Origin of the sequence: Mycolicibacter engbaekii (genome assembly GCF_002101585.1) — a bacterium.
Classification (GTDB): Bacteria; Actinomycetota; Actinomycetes; order Mycobacteriales; family Mycobacteriaceae; genus Mycobacterium; species Mycobacterium engbaekii.
Genome location: NZ_LQOT01000033.1, coordinates 83,317 through 102,491, shown reverse-complemented (window position 1 = coordinate 102,491; position 19,175 = coordinate 83,317). Strand labels below are relative to the sequence as shown.

At 65.9% G+C, this 19,175-nt stretch carries 14 protein-coding genes, 1 tRNA gene, 2 pseudogenes and 1 riboswitch; of the genes and pseudogenes, 9 read left to right on the top strand and 8 right to left on the bottom strand.

Translation table 11 applies throughout. The features are described 5' to 3' along the window. Nucleotides 1–77 precede the first annotated feature (77 nt). Nucleotides 78–952, bottom strand: a pseudogene (locus AWC02_RS10115) (IS3 family transposase); the annotation flags it as partial. Nucleotides 953–1,473: 521 nt separating this feature from the next. After that, a riboswitch (cobalamin riboswitch) is annotated at nucleotides 1,474–1,695 on the top strand. A 115-nt stretch (nucleotides 1,696–1,810) separates the two neighbouring features. On the opposite strand from AWC02_RS10115, the gene metE reads away from it, so the two are divergent. Both metE and AWC02_RS10100 read left to right on the top strand, forming a co-directional pair. Continuing rightward, nucleotides 1,811–4,087: a 5-methyltetrahydropteroyltriglutamate--homocysteine S-methyltransferase gene (gene metE / locus AWC02_RS10105; RefSeq protein WP_085128639.1), complete on the top strand. Its 2,277-nt coding sequence runs from the start codon at nucleotides 1,811–1,813 to the stop codon at nucleotides 4,085–4,087. Nucleotides 4,088–4,158: 71 nt separating this feature from the next. Next, on the top strand, nucleotides 4,159–5,049 hold the full coding sequence (locus AWC02_RS10100; RefSeq protein WP_085128638.1) for a mycobacterial-type methylenetetrahydrofolate reductase: 891 nt from the start codon (nucleotides 4,159–4,161) through the stop codon (nucleotides 5,047–5,049). 256 nt (nucleotides 5,050–5,305) lie between these two features. On the opposite strand, the gene AWC02_RS10090 is transcribed toward AWC02_RS10100, so the two are convergent. Genes AWC02_RS10090 through AWC02_RS10080 form a run of 3 tightly spaced genes read right to left on the bottom strand, consistent with a single transcriptional unit; the run spans nucleotide 5,306 to nucleotide 8,841 of the window. Continuing rightward, on the bottom strand, nucleotides 5,306–6,238 hold the full coding sequence (locus tag AWC02_RS10090; RefSeq protein ID WP_085128637.1) for an HpcH/HpaI aldolase/citrate lyase family protein: 933 nt from the start codon (nucleotides 6,236–6,238) through the stop codon (nucleotides 5,306–5,308). A gap of 20 nt (nucleotides 6,239–6,258) precedes the next feature. Then, nucleotides 6,259–7,443: a CaiB/BaiF CoA transferase family protein gene (locus tag AWC02_RS10085; protein ID WP_207568035.1), complete on the bottom strand. Its 1,185-nt coding sequence runs from the start codon at nucleotides 7,441–7,443 to the stop codon at nucleotides 6,259–6,261. A 27-nt stretch (nucleotides 7,444–7,470) separates the two neighbouring features. Next, a complete protein-coding gene (locus AWC02_RS10080) occupies nucleotides 7,471–8,841 on the bottom strand; it encodes an LLM class flavin-dependent oxidoreductase (protein WP_085128635.1) in 1,371 nt (456 codons plus the stop codon). Between the two features lie 67 nt (nucleotides 8,842–8,908). Between AWC02_RS10080 and AWC02_RS10075 the strand changes: the two genes are divergently transcribed. The 4 genes and pseudogenes from AWC02_RS10075 to AWC02_RS10065 form a co-directional block, all read left to right on the top strand. Next, the gene (locus tag AWC02_RS10075) at nucleotides 8,909–9,571 is read left to right on the top strand and encodes a GntR family transcriptional regulator (RefSeq protein ID WP_085128634.1); all 663 of its coding nucleotides are present in this window, start codon (nucleotides 8,909–8,911) and stop codon (nucleotides 9,569–9,571) included. Nucleotides 9,572–9,908: 337 nt separating this feature from the next. Continuing rightward, nucleotides 9,909–11,156 carry an IS256 family transposase gene (locus tag AWC02_RS10070; protein WP_085128633.1) on the top strand — a complete coding sequence of 416 codons (1,248 nt, stop codon included), beginning with the start codon at nucleotides 9,909–9,911 and terminating at the stop codon, nucleotides 11,154–11,156. A gap of 269 nt (nucleotides 11,157–11,425) precedes the next feature. Beyond that, on the top strand, nucleotides 11,426–11,620 hold the full coding sequence (locus AWC02_RS21900; RefSeq protein ID WP_165757880.1) for a hypothetical protein: 195 nt from the start codon (nucleotides 11,426–11,428) through the stop codon (nucleotides 11,618–11,620). Further along, nucleotides 11,581–11,858: pseudogene (locus AWC02_RS10065) on the top strand (transposase); the annotation flags it as partial. The gene AWC02_RS21900 and the pseudogene AWC02_RS10065, both read left to right, overlap by 40 nt. A 61-nt stretch (nucleotides 11,859–11,919) precedes the next feature. Here AWC02_RS10065 and AWC02_RS10060 read toward each other — a convergent pair. The 4 genes from AWC02_RS10060 to AWC02_RS10045 form a co-directional block, all read right to left on the bottom strand. Beyond that, a tRNA-Val gene (locus AWC02_RS10060) sits at nucleotides 11,920–11,994 on the bottom strand. Between the two features lie 73 nt (nucleotides 11,995–12,067). Beyond that, nucleotides 12,068–12,529: a peroxiredoxin gene (locus AWC02_RS10055; protein WP_085128632.1), complete on the bottom strand. Its 462-nt coding sequence runs from the start codon at nucleotides 12,527–12,529 to the stop codon at nucleotides 12,068–12,070. Continuing rightward, nucleotides 12,529–12,951, bottom strand: a complete 423-nt coding sequence (locus AWC02_RS10050) for a DUF3052 domain-containing protein (protein ID WP_046321365.1) — start codon at nucleotides 12,949–12,951, stop codon at nucleotides 12,529–12,531. The genes AWC02_RS10055 and AWC02_RS10050 overlap by 1 nt, the downstream gene beginning before the upstream one ends. A 108-nt stretch (nucleotides 12,952–13,059) precedes the next feature. Next, nucleotides 13,060–13,647, bottom strand: a complete 588-nt coding sequence (locus AWC02_RS10045) for a hypothetical protein (RefSeq protein WP_237160412.1) — start codon at nucleotides 13,645–13,647, stop codon at nucleotides 13,060–13,062. 189 nt (nucleotides 13,648–13,836) lie between these two features. On the opposite strand from AWC02_RS10045, the gene aceE reads away from it, so the two are divergent. The 3 genes from aceE to AWC02_RS10030 all read left to right on the top strand — a co-directional run bounded on the left by aceE (nucleotide 13,837) and on the right by AWC02_RS10030 (nucleotide 19,102). Continuing rightward, on the top strand, nucleotides 13,837–16,626 hold the full coding sequence (gene aceE / locus AWC02_RS10040; RefSeq protein WP_085128631.1) for a pyruvate dehydrogenase (acetyl-transferring), homodimeric type: 2,790 nt from the start codon (nucleotides 13,837–13,839) through the stop codon (nucleotides 16,624–16,626). Between the two features lie 45 nt (nucleotides 16,627–16,671). After that, a complete protein-coding gene (locus tag AWC02_RS10035; RefSeq protein WP_085128630.1) occupies nucleotides 16,672–18,006 on the top strand; it encodes a PucR family transcriptional regulator in 1,335 nt (444 codons plus the stop codon). 172 nt (nucleotides 18,007–18,178) lie between these two features. Next, nucleotides 18,179–19,102, top strand: coding sequence for an ACP S-malonyltransferase (locus tag AWC02_RS10030; RefSeq protein ID WP_085128629.1), 924 nt, complete (start codon nucleotides 18,179–18,181; stop codon nucleotides 19,100–19,102). The last annotated feature ends 73 nt before the right edge of the window (nucleotides 19,103–19,175 follow it).

Genomic DNA, 19,175 nt, shown 5'->3' with positions numbered 1-19,175 from the left:
CTTCGCAGCCCAATCCTTCGTCGCCACTGTTGAACACCTCCACAGTCAAGGCGTTGCGACGACCAGTTGAATCCGCCTTGACTGCCCCTGTCGGAATGCACGATCGTCGCCACGGGTGAGCGTGACGCGACGGCATGGTCGAGCGCGGCCAGCGCCAGTGAGGACTTCATCCGCGAGTCCATTGAATAGCCGACAATCCGGTTGGAGTACACGTCTTTGATGGCGCAGAGGTAGAGCTTGCCTTCATCGGTCCGGTGCTCGGTGATGTCGGTCAGCCATACCTGGTCGGCGGCCGGGGCGCTGAACTGGCGGTCCACGAGGTCGTCGTGGACCGGTGGGCCGGAGCGGCGGTTCAATCCACGCTTCTTGGCGAAGATCGACCAGATGCGCTCCTGGGAGCACAGTCGAGCGACACGGTTCTCCCCAGCAGTGATCCCGCGCCCGGGCAGCTCGTCGGCGATGAACCGATATCCGAACGCGGGATCATCGGCATGGATGTCGCGGGCGGCGTTGATCAGGTGGGCATCGTCCCAATCACGCTGTGTCAACGGCGCTTTACGCCATTTGTAGAACGCCTGGGTGGAGAACCTCAGGACCCGGCAGGTCACCGTGACGGGCACGCCGTCAGCGGCAAGGTCAAGGACCAGCGGGTACATCATTTTGGGTTCGCATCCCGGGAAAGGTAGCCGACCGCGCGGCGCATCACTTCGGCTTCCTGTTCGAGGAGTTTGATCCGCTTGTGCGCCTCGCGTAGCTGCGCTGACAGCTCGCCATCGGATGCCGTAGACCCGGGCCGGTCGACGCCATCGTCACGGTCGGCGATCTTGAGCCAGCGATGCAGGCAGGCCTCGGAGATCCCGAAGTCTTTCGCGATCTGGCGCAAGGGTGCCTCGCCCTTGCGGGCTACAGCGATCACGTCAGCACGGAACTCGGCAGGAAACGGCTTCGGCACGAGATTGATCCTTCCAGCAAGGACGAATCCTCACAGGTCAGGAGTCAACCAAACCGGGGGCAGTCCCTGTGAGTCAGATACTGCGCTACAAGCACTCGTAATCCACATTTGGGGACGCGCGGTCCCCGGAGGAAGTCGCTGGCATGGGTATCTACGCGGCGTGGGCCCAGTTCAATGACTCCATGGCGCCATGAATGAGAAGGCCGAGTGGACTCGTCGGGCCATGACGACGTGGTCGGTAGGCCACTGCGACTCCCGGTTCGCCGCTAAGCGGGTAGCGACATACGCCAGCCAGGAACCCGACGGCGCGATGAAGCTCGCCGTGGGATTCATCAACCTGTCCACCATGTTGCTGACCGAGGTCGAGCAGCTGTCCGGTACGGACGCGACGACCATCCTGCAGGACATCGCGAAGTTCACCTTCGAACTGTCGCCTCGGGACTCCGCCCACCACAGAGGTCTAACTACAGGCCGGTGTCTCTGCTGCGTAATCGCCAGCAGAGTATATTCAGCAGCGCAACTGGTCTGTGGTGGCCTCTGGTCGCCACATCGAACGGCACACGCTGATCCAGGTGTGACGTGAGAGGGAACCCGGTGAGAATCCGGGACTGTCCCGCAGCGGTATGTAGGAACGACCGCCGTCAACGGCACTGGTCATCATGACTGGGAAGCGACGGCCATTAGGTGCACCGATCCGGTGCGTGCCTGCGAGTCCGAAGACCTGCCAGTCGTGCTGGGTGCGCCGCGCCCAGCGGCGCATCGCCTCGTGGAATGGGCGGAGGTCAACCTGCGGTCACACGACCGCACTGGCAGACGTCCTATGGCGATGAGCATCCCATCGTTCGAAGGACGCTGTACGTGCCTCGTACCGTTTCATCTTTAACCGCAACAATATTGGGAACGCCACGTGTCGGTCCCAACCGCGAACTCAAACGTGCCATCGAAGGCTATTGGGCTGGCAGGATCGACAAGGCCCGGCTCGAGTCGGTTGCTGCCGACGTGCGCACCCAAACCTGGAATCAACTGTCCGCGGCCGGCCTGGACTCGATTCCCGTCAACACGTTCTCCTACTACGACCAGGTGCTGGACACCGCGGTGCTGCTTGGCGCCGTGCCGGCTCGGTATGACGTGGTCCCCGACGAGCTGGACCGTTACTTCGCGGCCGCGCGGGGCACCGCCGCGATCGCGCCGCTGGAGATGACCAAATGGTTCGACACCAACTACCACTACATCGTCCCCGAGATCGGTCCCGCAACGCAGTTTGCGCTCAATCCGGCGAAGGTCCTCGGTGAGGTGGAAGAAGCACAGAAGCTCGGCACCGCGGCCCGGCCGGTCATCATCGGACCCATCACGTTTCTCGCGCTGTCGAAGGCAGTCGACGGCGCCGAGCCGCCGATCGGTCGGCTGGACGAACTCATCGCGGTGTACGCGACCCTGCTCGCGACGTTGGCGAACCACGGCGCCGAGTGGGTGCAGATCGACGAGCCGATACTGGCCACCGACGTGCTCGACAATGCCGCCGATCTCGCCCGGCACACCTACGGTGTCCTCGGCGACCTGTCGTACCGCCCGGCCATCTTCGTGGCGACCTACTTCGGCGAACTCACCGACGCGTTGCCGGCGTTGGCCGCAACTCCGGTTGAGGCGATCGGCGTCGACCTGGTAGCCGGTTCCGCGTCCGCGATTGCCGCCACGCCGGAATTGGCAGACAAGACCGTCGTCGCCGGCATCGTCGATGGGCGCAACATTTGGCGCACCGACCTTCAGTCGGCACTCGGCACGCTGGCATCACTGCGCGGCTCAGTGGGTCGGCTCGCTGTGTCGACATCGTGCTCGACGCTGCATGTCCCCTATACGCTCGACGCGGAGCCCGACATCGACGCAGTGCTGCGGAGTTGGCTGGCCTTCGGTTTCGAGAAGGTGACCGAGGTCGTCGCTCTGGCCAAGGGGCTTACGCACGGCAGGGAGGCGATTGCCGGTGAGGTGGCGGCGTCCAACGCCGCGGTAGCGTCGCGCAAAGCCGACCTACGCCTACACAACAGCGATGTCCGGGAGCGACTGGCATCGATCATGGCCTCCGGTCACAGCCGTGGCCCCGCGGCGGAGCGCCGTAAGAGCCAGGACGCGCGGCTCAATCTTCCCGCGCTGCCGACCACAACCATCGGTTCGTACCCCCAGACCGTCGAGATCCGCAAGGCCCGTGCGGCGTTGGTGGCCCGCGAGATCGACAAGGTCGAGTACACCAACCGGATGAAAGCCGAAGTGGAGTCGGTGATCCGGCTGCAGGAGCAGCTCGGCCTCGACGTGCTGGTGCACGGCGAGCCGGAACGCAACGACATGGTGCAGTACTTCGCCGAGCAACTCGACGGGTTCTTCGCCACGGCCAACGGCTGGGTACAGTCCTACGGCACCCGGTGTGTTCGTCCCCCGATTCTGTACGGCGATGTCGCCCGGACCAAGCCGATGACGGTCGACTGGGCCACCTATGCCCAATCTTTGACGGACAAACCCGTGAAGGGCATGCTGACCGGTCCGGTGACCATTCTGGCGTGGTCGTTCGTCCGCGACGATCAGCCGTTGGCCGATTCCGCCAATCAGGTGGCATTGGCGATCCGGGACGAGACGGTGGACCTGGAAGCCGCCGGTATCGCCATCATCCAGGTCGACGAACCGGCACTGCGTGAGCTGCTTCCGTTGCGACGCAAGGATAAGAACGCCTATCTGGACTGGGCGGTGTCCGCGTTCCGGTTGTCGACATCTGGTGTCGCGGACTCGACGCAGATCCACACGCACCTGTGCTACTCGGAATTCGGTGAGGTGATCGGAGCGATTGCCGACCTGGATGCCGATGTGACCTCGGTGGAAGCTGCCCGCTCGCACATGGAGATCGTCGGCGATCTGACGGCCGCGGGATTCGCCAACAGCATCGGCCCCGGTGTTTACGACATCCACTCACCCCGAGTGCCCGAAACCAGCGAGATCGTCGAGGGGTTACGCGCAGCGCTGTCCGCCGTCGGCCCCGACCGCCTCTGGGTCAACCCGGACTGCGGTTTGAAGACCCGCAAGACCGACGAGGTCGAGGCCGCGCTGCGCAACATGGTCGAGGCCGCCAAGCAGGTCCGCGCCAACGCCTGATCACGTGACACGTTGCGCCCCAGCAGCCCTGGGGCGCAACGTGTCCACCCAACGGAAATCGGAGACGCCTGGTGCCCCTGAACACCATCGCGCTGGAACTGGTGCCACCCAATACCGACCGCGGCGCCCAGCACGCCCGCGACGAGGCACACAAGGTCCTGCGGCTGTCAGCCGAAGCCGGCATGGCGGGCCGCATCGGTCACGTCATGATCCCCGGGATGATCCCGGAGGACGATGACCGGCCCATCGAGATGAAACCCAAACTGGACGTCGCGGACTTCTGGTCGGCCATCCATCCGGCACTTCCCGGCGTCCGTGGCCTGTGCACCCAGGTCACCTCGTTCCTCGACCAATCGGCACTGCGCACCAGGCTCACCGGTCTCGGCGAAGCGGGGTTCGACGGCATCATCTTCGTCGGTGTCCCCCGCACGATGAACGACGGGGAAGGCGGCGGTGTCGCGCCCACCGACGCCTTGTCGAAATTCGACGATCTCGTCGAGAACAGGGGAGTCATCTTGATCCCCACGCGCGACGACGAGAAGGGGCGTTTCGATTTCAAATGCGATCGAGGCGCCACCTTCGGGATGACGCAGCTGCTGTATTCCGATGCGATCGTCGAGTTCCTCTCCGAATTCTCGAGAATCAGCCACCACCGGCCCGAGATCCTGCTGTCCTTCGGCTTTGTGCCCAAGCTGGAAAGCACGGTCGGCCTGATCGATTGGCTGATCCAGGATCCCGGCAACGAGGCAGTCGCGGCGGAGCAGGAGTTCGTGCGAGCCCTTGCCGCAAGCGAACCGAATGTCAAACGCCGCCTGCTGCTCGACCTGTACCAGCGGGTTATCGATGGTGTCGCCGGATTGGGCTATCCGTTGAGTCTCCACTTCGAGGCGCCCTACGGTGTCTCTAAGCCAGCGTTTGACACCTTCGCCGAGATGCTCGACTACTGGGCGCCACAAGCATGAATTCGAGCCGATATCGAAACACGCCCCTGCGGGTGATGGGGATCTTGAACGTCACTCCCTGTTCCTTCTGGGCCAACAGCAGAGTCGAGACGCTGGAACGGGCGGTGACCGCGGGCCGGCAGATGTTCGACGACGGCGCGTGGGGGTCGACATCAGCGGTGAATCCACCCGGCCCGGTGCTGTGCCGGTGTCGGTGTCGGTGTCCGGATATCGGCAGACCGGTACACGTCGATCCGCACGCCAGCACCGACCTGCCCTACCCCTCGGCCGCCACCAGCTGAGCGTCGCCATCGATCAGCGCGGCCCGCGCGAGCACCTCTCGCGCCTTCTTCACATGAGCGGCGTCGACGAGAACACCTTCAACACCGACGGCGCCGCGCCCCTTGGCCTCTGCCTCCCGGTAGGCCGACAAGTTCCGTTGTGCCAGTGCGATTTCCTCGGCGGTCGGAGCGAACACCGCGTTGGCGATCGGCACCTGGGCGGGGTGGATGGCCCACTTGCCGGTGTAGCCGTACAGCGACGAACGGCGAGCCTCAGCCTCGTACCCCGCGGTGTCGCCGTAATCCGGGTAGGGCGAGTCGATGGCATCGATTCCGGCGATGCGTGCCGCGACCATAATCTTGTTGCGAGCGTAGGCCCAGAAGTCACCTGGGTACTCGCCCAGCGGAACGAAGTTGGTATCGACCCGCGCACCCTGCGATAGCGAGAAGTCGCCAACGCCGAAGATCACCGCGTCGATCCGCCTGCTGGACCGTGCGATTTCCGCGGCGTTGGCCAGCCCCTCGACATCCTCGATGAGAACCTCCAGCCGAATCTTCTTGTCCAGTCCGAGTTTCTCCTCAAGTTGGTCGAGCAGCACCTCTACCCACCAGACGTCCTTGGCCGTCTTGGCCTTCGGGACGACGATGGTGTCCAGTGCGGCGCCGGCGCGTGTGACGACGTCGATGATGTCGTCATGGCACCACGGTGTGTCCAGTCCGTTGATGCGAACAGCGCGGGCGGTGCGGCCCCAGTCGAGCTGGGTCAGCGCCTGGATAGCCTTGGCGCGGGACTCCACCTTCAGGCTCACCGGGGTGGCGTCCTCAAGGTCCAGGAACACGAGGTCGGCCCCGCACGTCACACCCTTGGCGAACATATGGTCGTTGCAGGCAGGTAGGGCGAGTTCGGAGCGGCGCAGCAGGTCGGTCATTGACGCGTATTCCCTTTCGGTTACAGCACATCGTTGGTGCGCAGTTTGTCAATATCGGCTTCGCTCAATCCGAGCAGGTCGCGGTAGACCGCCGTGTTGTGCTCGCCGAGGCGGGGACCAAGATGTTCGAGGAGTGCCGCAGCCGACGAGAACCGCGGTACCGGAGCTTGCACGGTCATCGGACCGAGTTCGTCATCGTCGACGGCGACGAAGACCTCGCGGTGCTTGAGTTGCTCGTCGGCCAGCAGGTCGGCGATGTCGTAGACCGGGGCCGCTGCGACCTCATGCGCATCGAGGATCGCCATGGCATCCGCGAGCGTCTGCCCGGCAACCCATTCTGCGACCATTGCATCGATCTCGGCGGCTCGAGCTAATCTGCGCTGCGGGTCGGAGAAGTCGGCATCGGCGACCAGATCGGCACGGCCGATAGCCTGGAACACCCTGAGCGCCAGCGTCGGCGAGCTACCCGACATCGCCAGCCACTTGTCATCGGAGGTCCGATAGGTGTTTCGCGGCGCGGAAATATCCCACCGATTGCCGGCGCGCCGCGGCACCAGGCCGAGCTGGTCGTGCGACAACAGCGTCTGTTCGAGCAGGCGCGCCAGCGGGTCTATGAGGTTGACGTCGATCAATTGCCCTGGCGCGTCGTGCACGTCGCGGTGATACAGCGCCATCATGACGGCGTACGCCGCGTTGAGGGAGGCGACCCCGTCGGCCAGCATGAACGGCGGCAGCGTCGGCGGCCCGTCGGCTTCGCCGGTGAGATGCGCGAATCCGCTCATCGCCTCCCCCAGCGTGCCGAAGCCGGGGCGCTCACTCTTGGGACCGGACAGCCCGAACCCGGTGATGTGCAGCATCACGATCTTGTCGTTGACAGCACGCAACCGCTCGTAGTCGAGACCCCATTTGCGCAGGGTGTGCGGGCGGGTGTTGACGATCGCCACATCGGCCTGGGCAACCAGGCTGCGCGCCAATTCCTGGCCTTCGGCCTGACGCAGGTTCAGAGTCACTGATCGCTTGTTGCGGGAGATCGACTTCCACATGAGCCCGATGCCGTTGCGCTGGTAGCCCCAGCCGCGGATCGGGTCGCCGCCATTGGGGTCCTCGACCTTGATGACGTCGGCGCCGAACTCACCGAGATAGGTGGCCACCAACGGCGCAGCGGCCAGGGTCGCGAAGTCGAGCACCCGGACACCGTCGAGCAGCGCACGGTTACTGGTCGGTGTCGCCATCTACGACGCCGACCCGGCGGTCTGAGGCAACGGACGCTCAAGTCCAAGATTGTCGCGCAACGTCTTACCTTGGTATTCGGTGCGTGCCAACCCGCGGCGCTGCAACTCAGGGATGACCATGCGTACAACGTCTTCGAAGGCACCGGGGAAATGTGTTGCCGCAAGGACGAACCCGTCGCACGCGCCCGCTTCGAACCACTCCGCCATCTGATCGGCCACCTCGGGCCCCGTGCCGACAAACCGTGGGCCCTGTAGCAGGGTCGCGCGATGCTCGGCGAGATCCCGAACAGTGACGGTATCCCCGCCGATGTGAACCCGCAGGTTCTGCACCAGCCCCCGGATTCCGGAGACCGAAGCGATCAGCTCATCGGTGACAGGATCGTCGAGATCATGTTGGGCGAAGTTGTAATTCATCAGCTCCGACAGGAGTGTCAACGATGCCGTCGGATGCACGAGGTCGTTGAGGAGCATCTCCTCACGCTCTTTGGCGTGCGCCTCGGATTCGCCGACCACGGCGTAGGCCATCGGGCAGATGCGCACCGATGCCGGGTCTCGGCCCGCGTCGGCGATGCGTTGCTTCTGGTCACGATAGTGATCGAGCGCGACCTGCAGGCCAGGGTCTCCGGTGAAGATCAGATCGGCCCAGCGAGACGCAAATTCACGTCCACGACCCGACGAGCCGGCCTGGATGATAACCGGCCGACCCTGGGGTGTACGCGGCACCGTGAGCGGTCCACGGGCCGAAAAGTATTGACCCACATGACCGAGCTCGTGGATCTTACCGGGATCGGCGTAGACACCCGTGGCACGGTCGTGCACGATCGCGTCGTCCTCCCAGGTGTCCCACAGACCCGCGACGACGTCGAGGAACTCATCGGCGCGGTCATACCGCTCATCGTGGCCCAGATGCGATTCCAGCCCGAAATTCTGCGCCTCACTGTCATTGACCGAGGTGACCACATTCCACGCGGCCCGGCCGCCGGACAGGTGATCCAGGGTCGCGAACATCCGCGCCACATGGAACGGCGCGTAGTAGGTCGTCGAATACGTCGCGCCCAAACCGATGTGCGAGGTGGTCTGCGCCAGCACGCCCAGGATCACGCTGAGGTCGAGTTTGACCGGACGCGCGCCGTAGCGGGCAGCCTCGGCGACCGACCCTCCGTAGATGCCGGGCATCGCCAGCCGATCGTCGAAGAACACCAGATCGAAGCAGCCCTCTTCGAGCTGCCGGCCGATCTTCGCGTAGTAACTCGCATCGAGGTACCGGTGCTCGGTGGCGGGATGCCGCCACGAGCCCGCGTACACCGAAGTGCTTCCGGCCTGCATGAATGCGACCAGCGACATCTGGTCGCACCGCCCTGACTTCGCCATGTTCGGAATCTAACATCTGATATGTCAGATTTCAACTTTGATGTGCAGCACACGCTAGAGTGCGGCTATGACGGTTGACATCGCCGGTACGGTGCGGGAACGCGCCGCCCGCGAGCTGCGGGACCGCATCCTGACCGGCGCGTTGCCGGCCGGTGCCCGCATCGACCTCGACGCCATTACCGCTGAGTTCGCGACCAGCCGCACGCCCGTCCGCGAGGCACTGTTGGAGTTGTCCTACGAGGGATTGGTCCGGGTGGCTCCCCGCAGTGGAATCACGGTGATCGGCATCCAACCCGAGGACGTTCTAGACAGTTTCACGATCCTGGGTGTGCTCACTGGGCAAGCAGCGGCATGGGCCGCGCAACGCATCACCGCACCTGAACTCGACCATCTGCGCGAACTCGCCGCCGATGTGGCCGCCCGTTCCGGGAGTGACAGCATCGGTGAAGCCAACTGGCGGTTCCACCAGGAGATCCACCGCGCCGCCCACTCCCCCAGGCTCATGACTCAAATCCGGCAGGCTGCGCGGGTGGTGCCGTCGAACTTCCTCACGGTGTTTCCCGACCACGAGCGGCATTCCCTCAGTGAGCATGAGGAACTGTTGGACGCCTTCGCCTATCAAGACCCGGCGAACGCCCGCACCATCGCCGAGCGCCACGTGTTGGAGGCCGGCCGTTCCCTCGCCGCGTGGCTGGATCAACGCTCGCCCTCAACGCAACCCGGCGATTAGGTCGGCGGCTGGGAAGCGGTCAGCGACGATCGGCCGCGCAGAGCACTGAGCGCCACCGGCGGCATCGGTCCGAATTTCGTGACGCGCCTTGACCAATCTTCCCCCGGAGTCACTGCCGTGGAGTTCTATTCGGAGCCCCAATTGCGCGTCTTATCGATCACGTAGCGCGACCGCTGGACACAACGGGGCCGCGCGTTGCGGTGTCCTCATTGAGTTGAGTCCCGCATAGTGGTGTAGCGCGGTTGCTGGGTTCGTCATCGTGTTGGTGATGGACGTAAAGCGGCCACCGCGTGATCCTTCGAGTCAACCTTCCACAGAATCCTCGAGGAGCATCACGATGACCGCACCCCACATTGTCGACCCTGCGGGTCTTCTTGGCGAGGCCCTGTCAGAAGCATCACCGGATCTGATGCGCTCGCTGCTGCAGACCGTGATCAACGCCCTGCTGTCGGCGGATGCTGATGCCGTGGTGGGCGCTGAATGGGGCCAGCCCACACCGGGACGCCGTGCCCAGCGCAACGGGTACCGCCACCGCGGCCTGGACACCCGGGTCGGGACCATCGATGTCGCGGTTCCCAAGCTGCGCAAGGGAACCTACTTTCCCGACTGGCTGTTGGAGCGACGCAAGCGGGCCGAGTCGGCGTTGATCACCGTGGTCGCCGACTGCTATCTGGCCGGGGTGAGCACGCGGCGGATGGACAAGCTGGTCAAGACGCTGGGCATCGATTCGCTGAGCAAATCGCAGGTCAGCCGCATGGCCACCGACCTCGACGAACACGTCGAGCAGTTCCGCCACCGCCCACTTGATCAGGCCGGCCCGTTCACCTTCGTCGCCGCTGATGCGTTGACGATGAAGGTGCGCGAAGGCGGCCGGGTCGTCAACGCGGTGGTGCTTTTGGCCACTGGAGTCAACGGTGACGGACACCGCGAAGTCCTGGGCATGCGCGTGGTCACCAGCGAGACCGGCCCCGCCTGGAACGAGTTCTTCGCCGACCTGGTCGCCCGCGGACTGGCCGGCGTACGACTGGTCACCAGCGACGCCCACGCCGGGCTACGCGAGGCCATCGCGGCCAATCTGCCCGGAGCGGCCTGGCAGCGGTGTCGTACCCACTACGCGGCCAACCTGATGAGCATCTGCCCCAAGAGCATGTGGCCAGCGGTCAAAGCCATGCTGCACAGCGTCTATGACCCACCGGACGCACCCGCGGTGGCCGCGCAGTTCGACCGGCTCATCGACTACGTCACCGACAAACTGCCCGCCGTGGCCGAACACCTGGCCGCTGCACGCGAAGACATCCTGGCCTTCACCGCATTCCCCAAAGACATCTGGACCCAGATCTGGTCCAACAACCCCGCAGAACGACTCAACAAAGAGATCCGCCGCCGCACCGATGCGGTCGGCATCTTCCCCAACCGCGACGCCATCGTCCGCCTCGTCGGCGCCGTCTTGGCCGAACAGAACGATGAATGGGCCGAAGGCCGCCGCTACCTCGGCCTCGACATCCTGGCCCGCTGCCGCCTAACCACCATCACCAACGACAACCCCGAAATAGGAGCCGACGACATGCCCGCACTCACCGCTTAACACACCGGATCACGCAGCACTACACCACTTCCCGGGACTTGACCCCTCATTGGAATACGAACTCGCGAAACGCTTTTGGGCGGTCACTTTAGGATGCTGGGTGACAGGCGGCCTGCTACCCGACCTGACCGCCGTGAATTACGCAAGGTCCACTATCGGGGCGGATCAGACTTCACCTACCCACCCCCACAGCCCTCGAATGCCCGGACTCCACGCCGGCAAAGACTGCGGGGCTCGTCGCCGGCCGCGTCATCGATAGGTTGACCTCAGTGCACATCGCGCTGAATTCGATCGCTGAGGTGGCCGCGGGCCTGCTCTGGGGTAACGCCGCCGCAGCCCTGGCGCTGGTGACGAACGGGACTGCCCCCGGTTTGGTTGACTTCTTGAACTGTGAGGATTCGTCCTTGCTGGAAGGATCAATGTCGTGCCGAGGCCGTTTCCTGCCGAGTTCCGTGCCGACGTGATCGCAGTGGCCCGCAAGGACAGGCCCCGTTGCGCCAGATCGCGTAAGACTTCGGGATCTCCAAGGCCTGCCTGCATCGCTGGCTCAAGATCGCCGACCGAGACGAGGGTGTCAACCGGCCTGGGTCTGCATCTGTCGACAGTGATCTGTCGGTGCAGCCGCGCGAGGCACACAAGCGGATCAACCTCCTCGAGCAGGAAGCCGAGGTGATGCGCCGCGCGGTCGGCTACCTGTCGCGAAGAGGGGGTTCTTAGAATCGCCTTCAAGTTCGGAAACGCAAGGATTGAACAGGACTTTTAATGGTGGGCGCGGACGGTATCGAACCGCCGACCGCTGGTGTGTAAAACCAGAGCTCTACCACTGAGCTACGCGCCCCTGCCTCGGGCAGGTTACCCGGATCGGTACCGCAGACCCAAAACGCCCCCCGACCGGCGACGAGCGGTGTGGGCTACTCCTTGAGCGCCCCCAGGGCGTCGAGCCACAGTTGCTGGTCTCGAGCCTCCCCGGGTTGCTTCATCTCGGCGAAGCGGATGATGCCGGACTTGTCGATGACGAACGTGCCCCGGTTGGGAAAGCCGGTGTCGGCGTTGAACACCCCGTAGGCCTGGCTCACGGCGCCGTGCGGCCAGAAATCCGACAGCACCGGGAACAGGAACCCGCTCTGGGTCGCCCAGATCTTGTGGGTGGGCGGCGGGCCGACCGAGATCGCCAGCGCCACGCTGTCGTCGTTGACATAGCTGGGCAGCTGATCGCGCAGCTGATCCAGCTCGCCCTGGCAGATACCGGTGAACGCCAGCGGGAAGAACACCACCAGGACGTTTTTCTCGCCCCGGAATCCGCTCAGGCTCACCTGCTGCTGATTCTGATCCTTGAGGGTGAAGTCCGGGGCTTGCGCACCGACCGGCAGCATCAGCGCTTGCCTGCCCGGGACTTGGGCTGGACCAGGCGACTGGCACTCCAGTCCCCCAGGTTGACCGACGACGTGGGCATCAGGCCGGCCGTGGGCGCCGCTTCGGCGATCTCCGCGGGCTGCACATGGCCCGAGCGGCCGGTCTTGGGTGTCAGCACCCAGATCACCCCGTCATCGGCCAGCGCAGTGATGGCATCCATCAAGGTGTCGACCAGATCGCCGTCACCGTCACGCCACCACAGCAGCACCACGTCGACCACCTCGTCGGTGTCTTCGTCGAGCAGCTCGCTGCCGCAGGCCTCTTCGACGTCGGCACGGATGTCGTCGTCGGCGTCCTCATCCCAGCCGAACTCCTGGACCAGCTGCTCGCTCTCAATGCCCAATTTGCGGGCGAAGTTCGGGGCGTTATCCGCCGCGACCACCGTGCGACCTCCTTCCGTCGTCAACGCGCCATGAATTGTGAATCATCGTTGCACAGTTGTGTGAGTTAATTGGGGGCGAATCCCCCGGTTATCCGGGTCCGGATGGGCTCAGAAGGCTTTGCACAGCTGCATCCCCCTGTCCCGGGCCCGATTGAGTTCATCTTTACGGGCGTTGTAAACCGCGACCGGCGCCTTTGACGAAATCGCAGTGGCGACTCCGCGCGCCGCCTCGGCATAAGTGGTGAAAGCGTCGGTCAGCTCCTTCGACAGCTTCTCGTTGATGGCCGCAATGACTTCATCGGCACTGCGATTGAGGGCCTCCACCGCCGGCCCGGCGGTCCCGGAGATGTCGCCGCCGTTGTTGAACGCCTCCACGTACTTGTTCACCACGTCAACAGCGTCACTGCTGCTGGAGGCGAACCGGCCGCACGCGCCGCGGACCGCCTGGGTGGTCATCGACTGCTGACGCTGGGTCTCGCGCAGGCTGGAGGTGGCTTCCGAGGCCGAAACCGACGCCGACACCGAGGAGCGGTAGGCCGGAGCCTCGGCGGTGTCGGCCTGCGGGGTGCCCCCGATGATGTTGGTACAGCCCACGACGCCCATCGCCAGCGCCGCGGCGAAACCGGCGACCGACGCGCCTATCCGAGCGTGTCGCCGCGCCTGGGCGCGCGAGGCAATCCGCCATCGGGTAAGCACAACTTCAAACGTTACCGCGTAACCGCAATCAGACCGATATCAGCCCACCCGACGGGCACTCACCCTCCGCCGCCCGCGCGCCAGGTGGGGCAGGATAGAAAAGACCGGACCGGCAATTCGATCGGTCGGTGCCCGTCCTGGCCACAAGCCGGGAGGCACATCTTGACCTCCGAACCAAGGAGCAATGCGTTGACCACTGAGGCCCAACATCAGGATCTGGCCAAAAAGCCAAGCAACACAGGAGATTCCGACCGGGTCCGGGTGATCCGCGAAGGGGTGGCCTCCTACCTTCCCGACATCGACCCCGACGAGACCTCCGAATGGCTGGAGTCCTTCGACGAGCTGCTGGCCCGCTCCGGGCCGGCCCGCGCCCGCTACCTGATGTTGCGGTTGCTCGAGCGCGCCGGCGAGCAGCGGGTGGCGATCCCGGCGCTCACCTCCACCGACTACGTCAACACCATCCCGACGGAACTGGAACCCTGGTTCCCCGGCGACGAGGAGACCGAGCGCCGCTACCGCAGCTGGATCCGCTGGAACGCCGCGGTGATGGTGCATCGCGCCCAGCGCCCCGGGGTGGGAGTCGGCGGGCATATCTCGACCTACGCGTCGTCCTCGACGCTCTATGAGGTCGGGTTCAACCACTTCTTCCGCGGCAAGAACCACCCCGGCGGTGGCGATCAGGTGTTCATCCAGGGCCACGCCTCCCCCGGCATCTACGCCCGCGCCTTCCTGGAAGGCCGGCTGAGCACGCACGACCTCGACGGTTTCCGCCAGGAGCACAGCCATCCGGGCGGCGGCCTGCCGTCCTACCCGCACCCGCGGCTGATGCCGGACTTCTGGGAGTTCCCCACGGTGTCGATGGGGCTGGGCCCGATGAACGCCATCTACCAGGCGCGGTTCAACCACTACCTGCACGACCGCGGAATCCGCGACACCTCCGACCAGCACGTGTGGTGCTTTTTGGGCGACGGCGAGATGGACGAGCCGGAAAGCCGTGGGCTGCTGCACGTCGGGGCGCTGGAAGGCCTGGACAATCTGACGTTCGTGGTCAACTGCAACCTGCAGCGCCTGGACGGCCCGGTGCGCGGCAACGGCAAGATCATTCAGGAGCTGGAGTCGTTCTTCCGCGGCGCGGGCTGGAACGTCATCAAGGTGGTGTGGGGCCGCGAATGGGATGCCCTGCTGCACGCCGACCGGGACGGGGCCCTGGTGAACCTGATGAACGTCACTCCCGACGGGGACTATCAGACCTACAAGGCCAACGACGGCGGCTATGTGCGCGAACACTTCTTCGGCCGCGACCCCCGGACCAAGGCACTGGTCGAGAACCTGTCCGATCAGGAAATCTGGCATCTCAAGCGGGGCGGGCATGACTACCGCAAGGTGCACGCCGCCTACCGCGCGGCCATCGAGCACAAGGGCCAGCCGACGGTCATCCTGGCCAAGACCATCAAGGGCTACAGCCTGGGCAGCTACTTCGCCGGCCGTAATGCCACCCACCAGATGAAGAAGTTCCGGCTCCAGGACCTCAAGGACTTCCGCGACGAGATGCGGATTCCGATCCCGGACTCCGAACTGGAGTCGGACCCGTACCTGCCGCCGTATTACCACCCGGGCGAGCAGGCACCCGAGATCCGCTACCTGGTGGAGCGGCGGCGCGCGCTGGGCGGCTTCCTGCCGCACCGCCGCACCGAATCCCGGCCGTTGCCGCTGCCGGAATCGAAGACCTATGCCGCGGTCAAGAAGGGATCGGGCAACCAGGAGGTCGCCACCACCATGGCGGCCGTGCGGGTGTTCAAAGAGTTGTTGCGGGACAAGCAGTTAGGTCCGCGCCTGGTGCCGATCATCCCCGACGAGGCGCGCACGTTCGGGATGGACTCCTGGTTCCCCAGCCTGAAGATCTACAACCGCAACGGCCAGCTGTACACCTCGGTGGATGCCGACCTGATGCTGGCCTACAAGGAAAGCGAAGTCGGCCAGATCCTGCACGAGGGCATCAACGAGGCCGGTTCGACGGCCTCGTTCACCGCGGTCGGGACGTCCTACGCCACCCACGGCGAGCCGATGGTGCCGATCTACATCTTCTATTCGATGTTCGGCTTCCAGCGCACCGGCGACGGGTTGTGGGCAGCGGCCGATCAGATGGCGCGCGGCTTCGTCCTGGGAGCCACCGCGGGGCGCACCACGCTGACCGGTGAGGGACTGCAGCACGCCGACGGCCATTCGCTGTTGCTGGCCAGCACCAATCCGGCGGTGGTCTCCTACGATCCGGCGTTCGCCTACGAGGTCGCCCACATCGTCGAAAGCGGCCTGCAGCGGATGTACGGGGAGGACCCGGAGAACGTCTACTTCTACGTGACGCTCTACAACGAGCCCTACGTGCAGCCCTCAGAGCCCGAGGGTTTCGACCCCGAGGGCCTGCTGCGCGGCATCTACCGCTTCCGGGCGGCCGGCGAAGCCCGGTCGAACACCGCGCAGATCCTGGCATCGGGGGTGGCGGTGCCCGAGGCGCTGCGCGCCGCCGACCTGCTGGCCGCCGACTGGGATGTGGCCGCCGACGTCTGGTCGGTGACCAGCTGGGGCGAACTCAACCGCGACGGCGTGGCGCTCGAACGCGAGCGGCTGCGTCATCCGGATCGTCCGGCCGGGGTCGCCTACGTGACGCAGGCGCTGGCCGAGGCCACCGGCCCGGTGGTGGCGGTGTCGGACTGGATGCGTGCGGTGCCCGAGCAGATCCGGCCGTGGGTGCCGGGTACCTACGTCACCCTGGGCACCGACGGGTTCGGGTTCTCCGACACCCGGCCGGCGGCGCGCCGCTACTTCAACACCGACGCCGAGTCGGTGGTGGTGGCGGTGCTGGCCGCGCTGGCCCGCGACGGCGCCATCGACGCCTCCGTCGCGGTCACCGCTGCCGAGCGCTATCAGATCGACGACGTGCTGGCCGCCCCGGAGCAGACGTCGGATCCCGGGGTCGCCTGACACCTGTTGTCGAAAGTAGCCAGAAAACAGGCGTAGCTTTTAGGGATGGTTGACAACGCCACTGCGGCCGGTCCGGGCGCCCCGGCCCTGCCACGCTCCACCCTGGATCAGCTGAGCGCCGTCCCGGACACGCTGCTGCGCCGCCTCAAGCACTACTCCGGCCGGCTGGCCACCGAGGCGGTGTCCATGATGGGCGAGCGGCTGCCGTTCTTCGCGGAGTTGGAGGCGGCCCAACGCGCCAGCGTGGCCCTGGTGGTGCAGACCGCGGTGGTCAACTTCGCCGAGTGGATGCGCGACCCGCACGGCAATGTCAGCCATACCGCCCAGGCGTTCGAGTTGGTGCCCCAGGACCTGACGCGCCACATCGCGCTGCGGCACACCGTGGACATGGTGCGGGTCACCATGGAGTTCTTCGAAGAGGTGGTGCCGCTGCTGGCGCGCTCCGAGGAACAGGTGACAGCCCTGACCGTGGGCATCCTCAAATACAGCCGCGACCTGGCCTTCACCGCGGCCTCGGCCTACGCCGACGCGGCCGAGGCCCGGGGCACCTGGGACTCCCGGATGGAGGCCAGCGTGGTGGACGCCGTCGTGCGCGGCGACACCGGACCGGAGTTGTTGAGCCGCGCCGCCGCGCTGAACTGGGACACCACCGCTCCGGCGACGGTCGTGGTGGGCACCGCACCGCCCGGCCCGGACGGCTTCGCCGGACAGCAGGCCAGCCAGGACATCCGCGACATCGCCGGCCGCCATGGCCGCGCCGCCCTGACCGATGTGCACGGCACCTGGCTGGTGGCCATCGTGTCGGGTCCGCTGTCGCCCACCCAGAAGTTCTTCGCCGACCTGCTCGGCGCCTTCTCCGACGGCCCAGTGGTGATCGGCCCCACCGCACCGTCGCTGACCGCCGCCTACCACAGCGCCACGGAGGCGATTTCGGGAATGAACGCCGTCGTGGGCTGGACCGGGGCACCCCGGCCGGTGCTGGCGCGTGAACTGCTTCCCGAGCGCGCCCTGATCGGCGACCCGTCGGCGATCGCGGCGCTGCACACCGATGTGATGCGGCCGCTGGCCGAGGCCGGGCCGACGCTCACCGAGACGCTGGACGCCTTTTTGGACTGCGGCGGCGCGGTCGAGGCCTGCGCCCGGAAGTTGTTCGTTCATCCAAACACGGTCCGCTACCGGCTCAAGCGAATCGCGGACTTCACCGGACGCGACCCGGCCGTACCGCGCGATGCCTACGTGCTGCGGGTCGCCGCCACCGTGGGGCGGCTGGCGAATCAGGCGCAGCATGCCAGCTTCAGCAGCGCCGCCACGCCTTACTCCCCCGATCGGGCGTCCGGCACCGACCCTGCCGAACCCGCCCAGGCCGGCCCGCAGGCGTGATCTGGCCGCCCGGGGCACCGGCAGCGGCGCCACAGCGGACCCCGTTGTCGCATTTCGGTATCGATGACATCGCAGCAACCGGCAGTTTTGTAGGGTCTCCACAAAAACATAAGACAATGTTCATAATCTAGGACATCCTGCAAACAGCGCTTCACAATGTTCTCTTAAAGATGTGATTGCGTTGCTCGCTCCCGGACAGGGATCTCAGACCCCCGGCATGCTGTCGCCGTGGCTCGAGGGGCCCGGTGCTGACGCTGCCCGCGCGCAGTTGGCCGCCTGGTCGCAGATCAGCGATCTGGACTTGGTCGCCCTCGGCACCACCGCAACCGCCGAGGAGATCACCGACACGGCGGTCACCCAGCCGCTGGTGGTGGCGGCGACGCTGCTGGCCCACGCGGAGCTGACCAAGCGCCGGCCCGTCGGCAGCGATGTCATCGTGGCCGGCCACTCGGTCGGTGAGATCGCCGCCTACGCCATCGCCGGCGTCATCTCCCCCGACGACGCCGTCATGCTGGCCGCCACCCGCGGCCGCGAGATGGCCAAGGCCTGCGCCCTGGAGCCGACCGGCATGGCCGCGGTGCTCGGTGGCGACGAGGCCGAGGTGCTGACGCGCCTCGAGCAGCTCGACCTCACCCCGGCCAACCGCAACGCCGTCGGGCAGATCGTGGCGGCGGGCCCGCTGCCCGCGCTGGACAAGCTCGCCGAAGACCCGCCCGCCAAGGCCCGGGTCCGCAAGCTGGCCACCGCCGGCGCCTTCCACACCCAGTACATGGCTCCGGCCCTGGAGGCCTACGCCGCCGCCGTCGAGCAGGTCAAGGCGGCCGGCGTCTCCGAACCCACCGCCACCCTGCTGTCCAACCGCGACGGGCAGCCGGTGGCGTCCGCGGCCCAGGCGCTGGACTACCTGGTCGCCCAGCTGACCCGCCCGGTGCGCTGGGACCTGTGCACCGAAACGCTCCGCGCCCGTGAGGTCACGGCAATCGTGGAGTTCCCGCCCGCCGGCACCCTTGCCGGCATCGCGAAGCGCGAACTTCGGGGGACGCCGACGCACGCCGTCAAGTCCCCCGCAGATCTGGACGGGCTGCCCGAGTTCTGACGCCCGCTCCAAAAGCTGCACAACCAGATATGCAGTAATCAAGCCGCACACCCCCGTGCGGATCCAACCGAAG

What these genes read in the sequence shown, in the direction of transcription:
- AWC02_RS10035 (WP_085128630.1), top strand. Translation starts at nt 16,672, where the DNA reads ATGGTTGACAACGCCACTGCGGCCGGTCCGGGCGCCCCGGCCCTGCCA.
- AWC02_RS10075 (WP_085128634.1), top strand. Translation starts at nt 8,909, where the DNA reads ATGACGGTTGACATCGCCGGTACGGTGCGGGAACGCGCCGCCCGCGAG.
- AWC02_RS10090 (WP_085128637.1), bottom strand. Translation starts at nt 6,238, where the DNA reads ATGACCGACCTGCTGCGCCGCTCCGAACTCGCCCTACCTGCCTGCAAC.
- AWC02_RS10070 (WP_085128633.1), top strand. Translation starts at nt 9,909, where the DNA reads ATGACCGCACCCCACATTGTCGACCCTGCGGGTCTTCTTGGCGAGGCC.
- AWC02_RS10055 (WP_085128632.1), bottom strand. Translation starts at nt 12,529, where the DNA reads ATGCTGCCGGTCGGTGCGCAAGCCCCGGACTTCACCCTCAAGGATCAG.
- AWC02_RS10080 (WP_085128635.1), bottom strand. Translation starts at nt 8,841, where the DNA reads ATGGCGAAGTCAGGGCGGTGCGACCAGATGTCGCTGGTCGCATTCATG.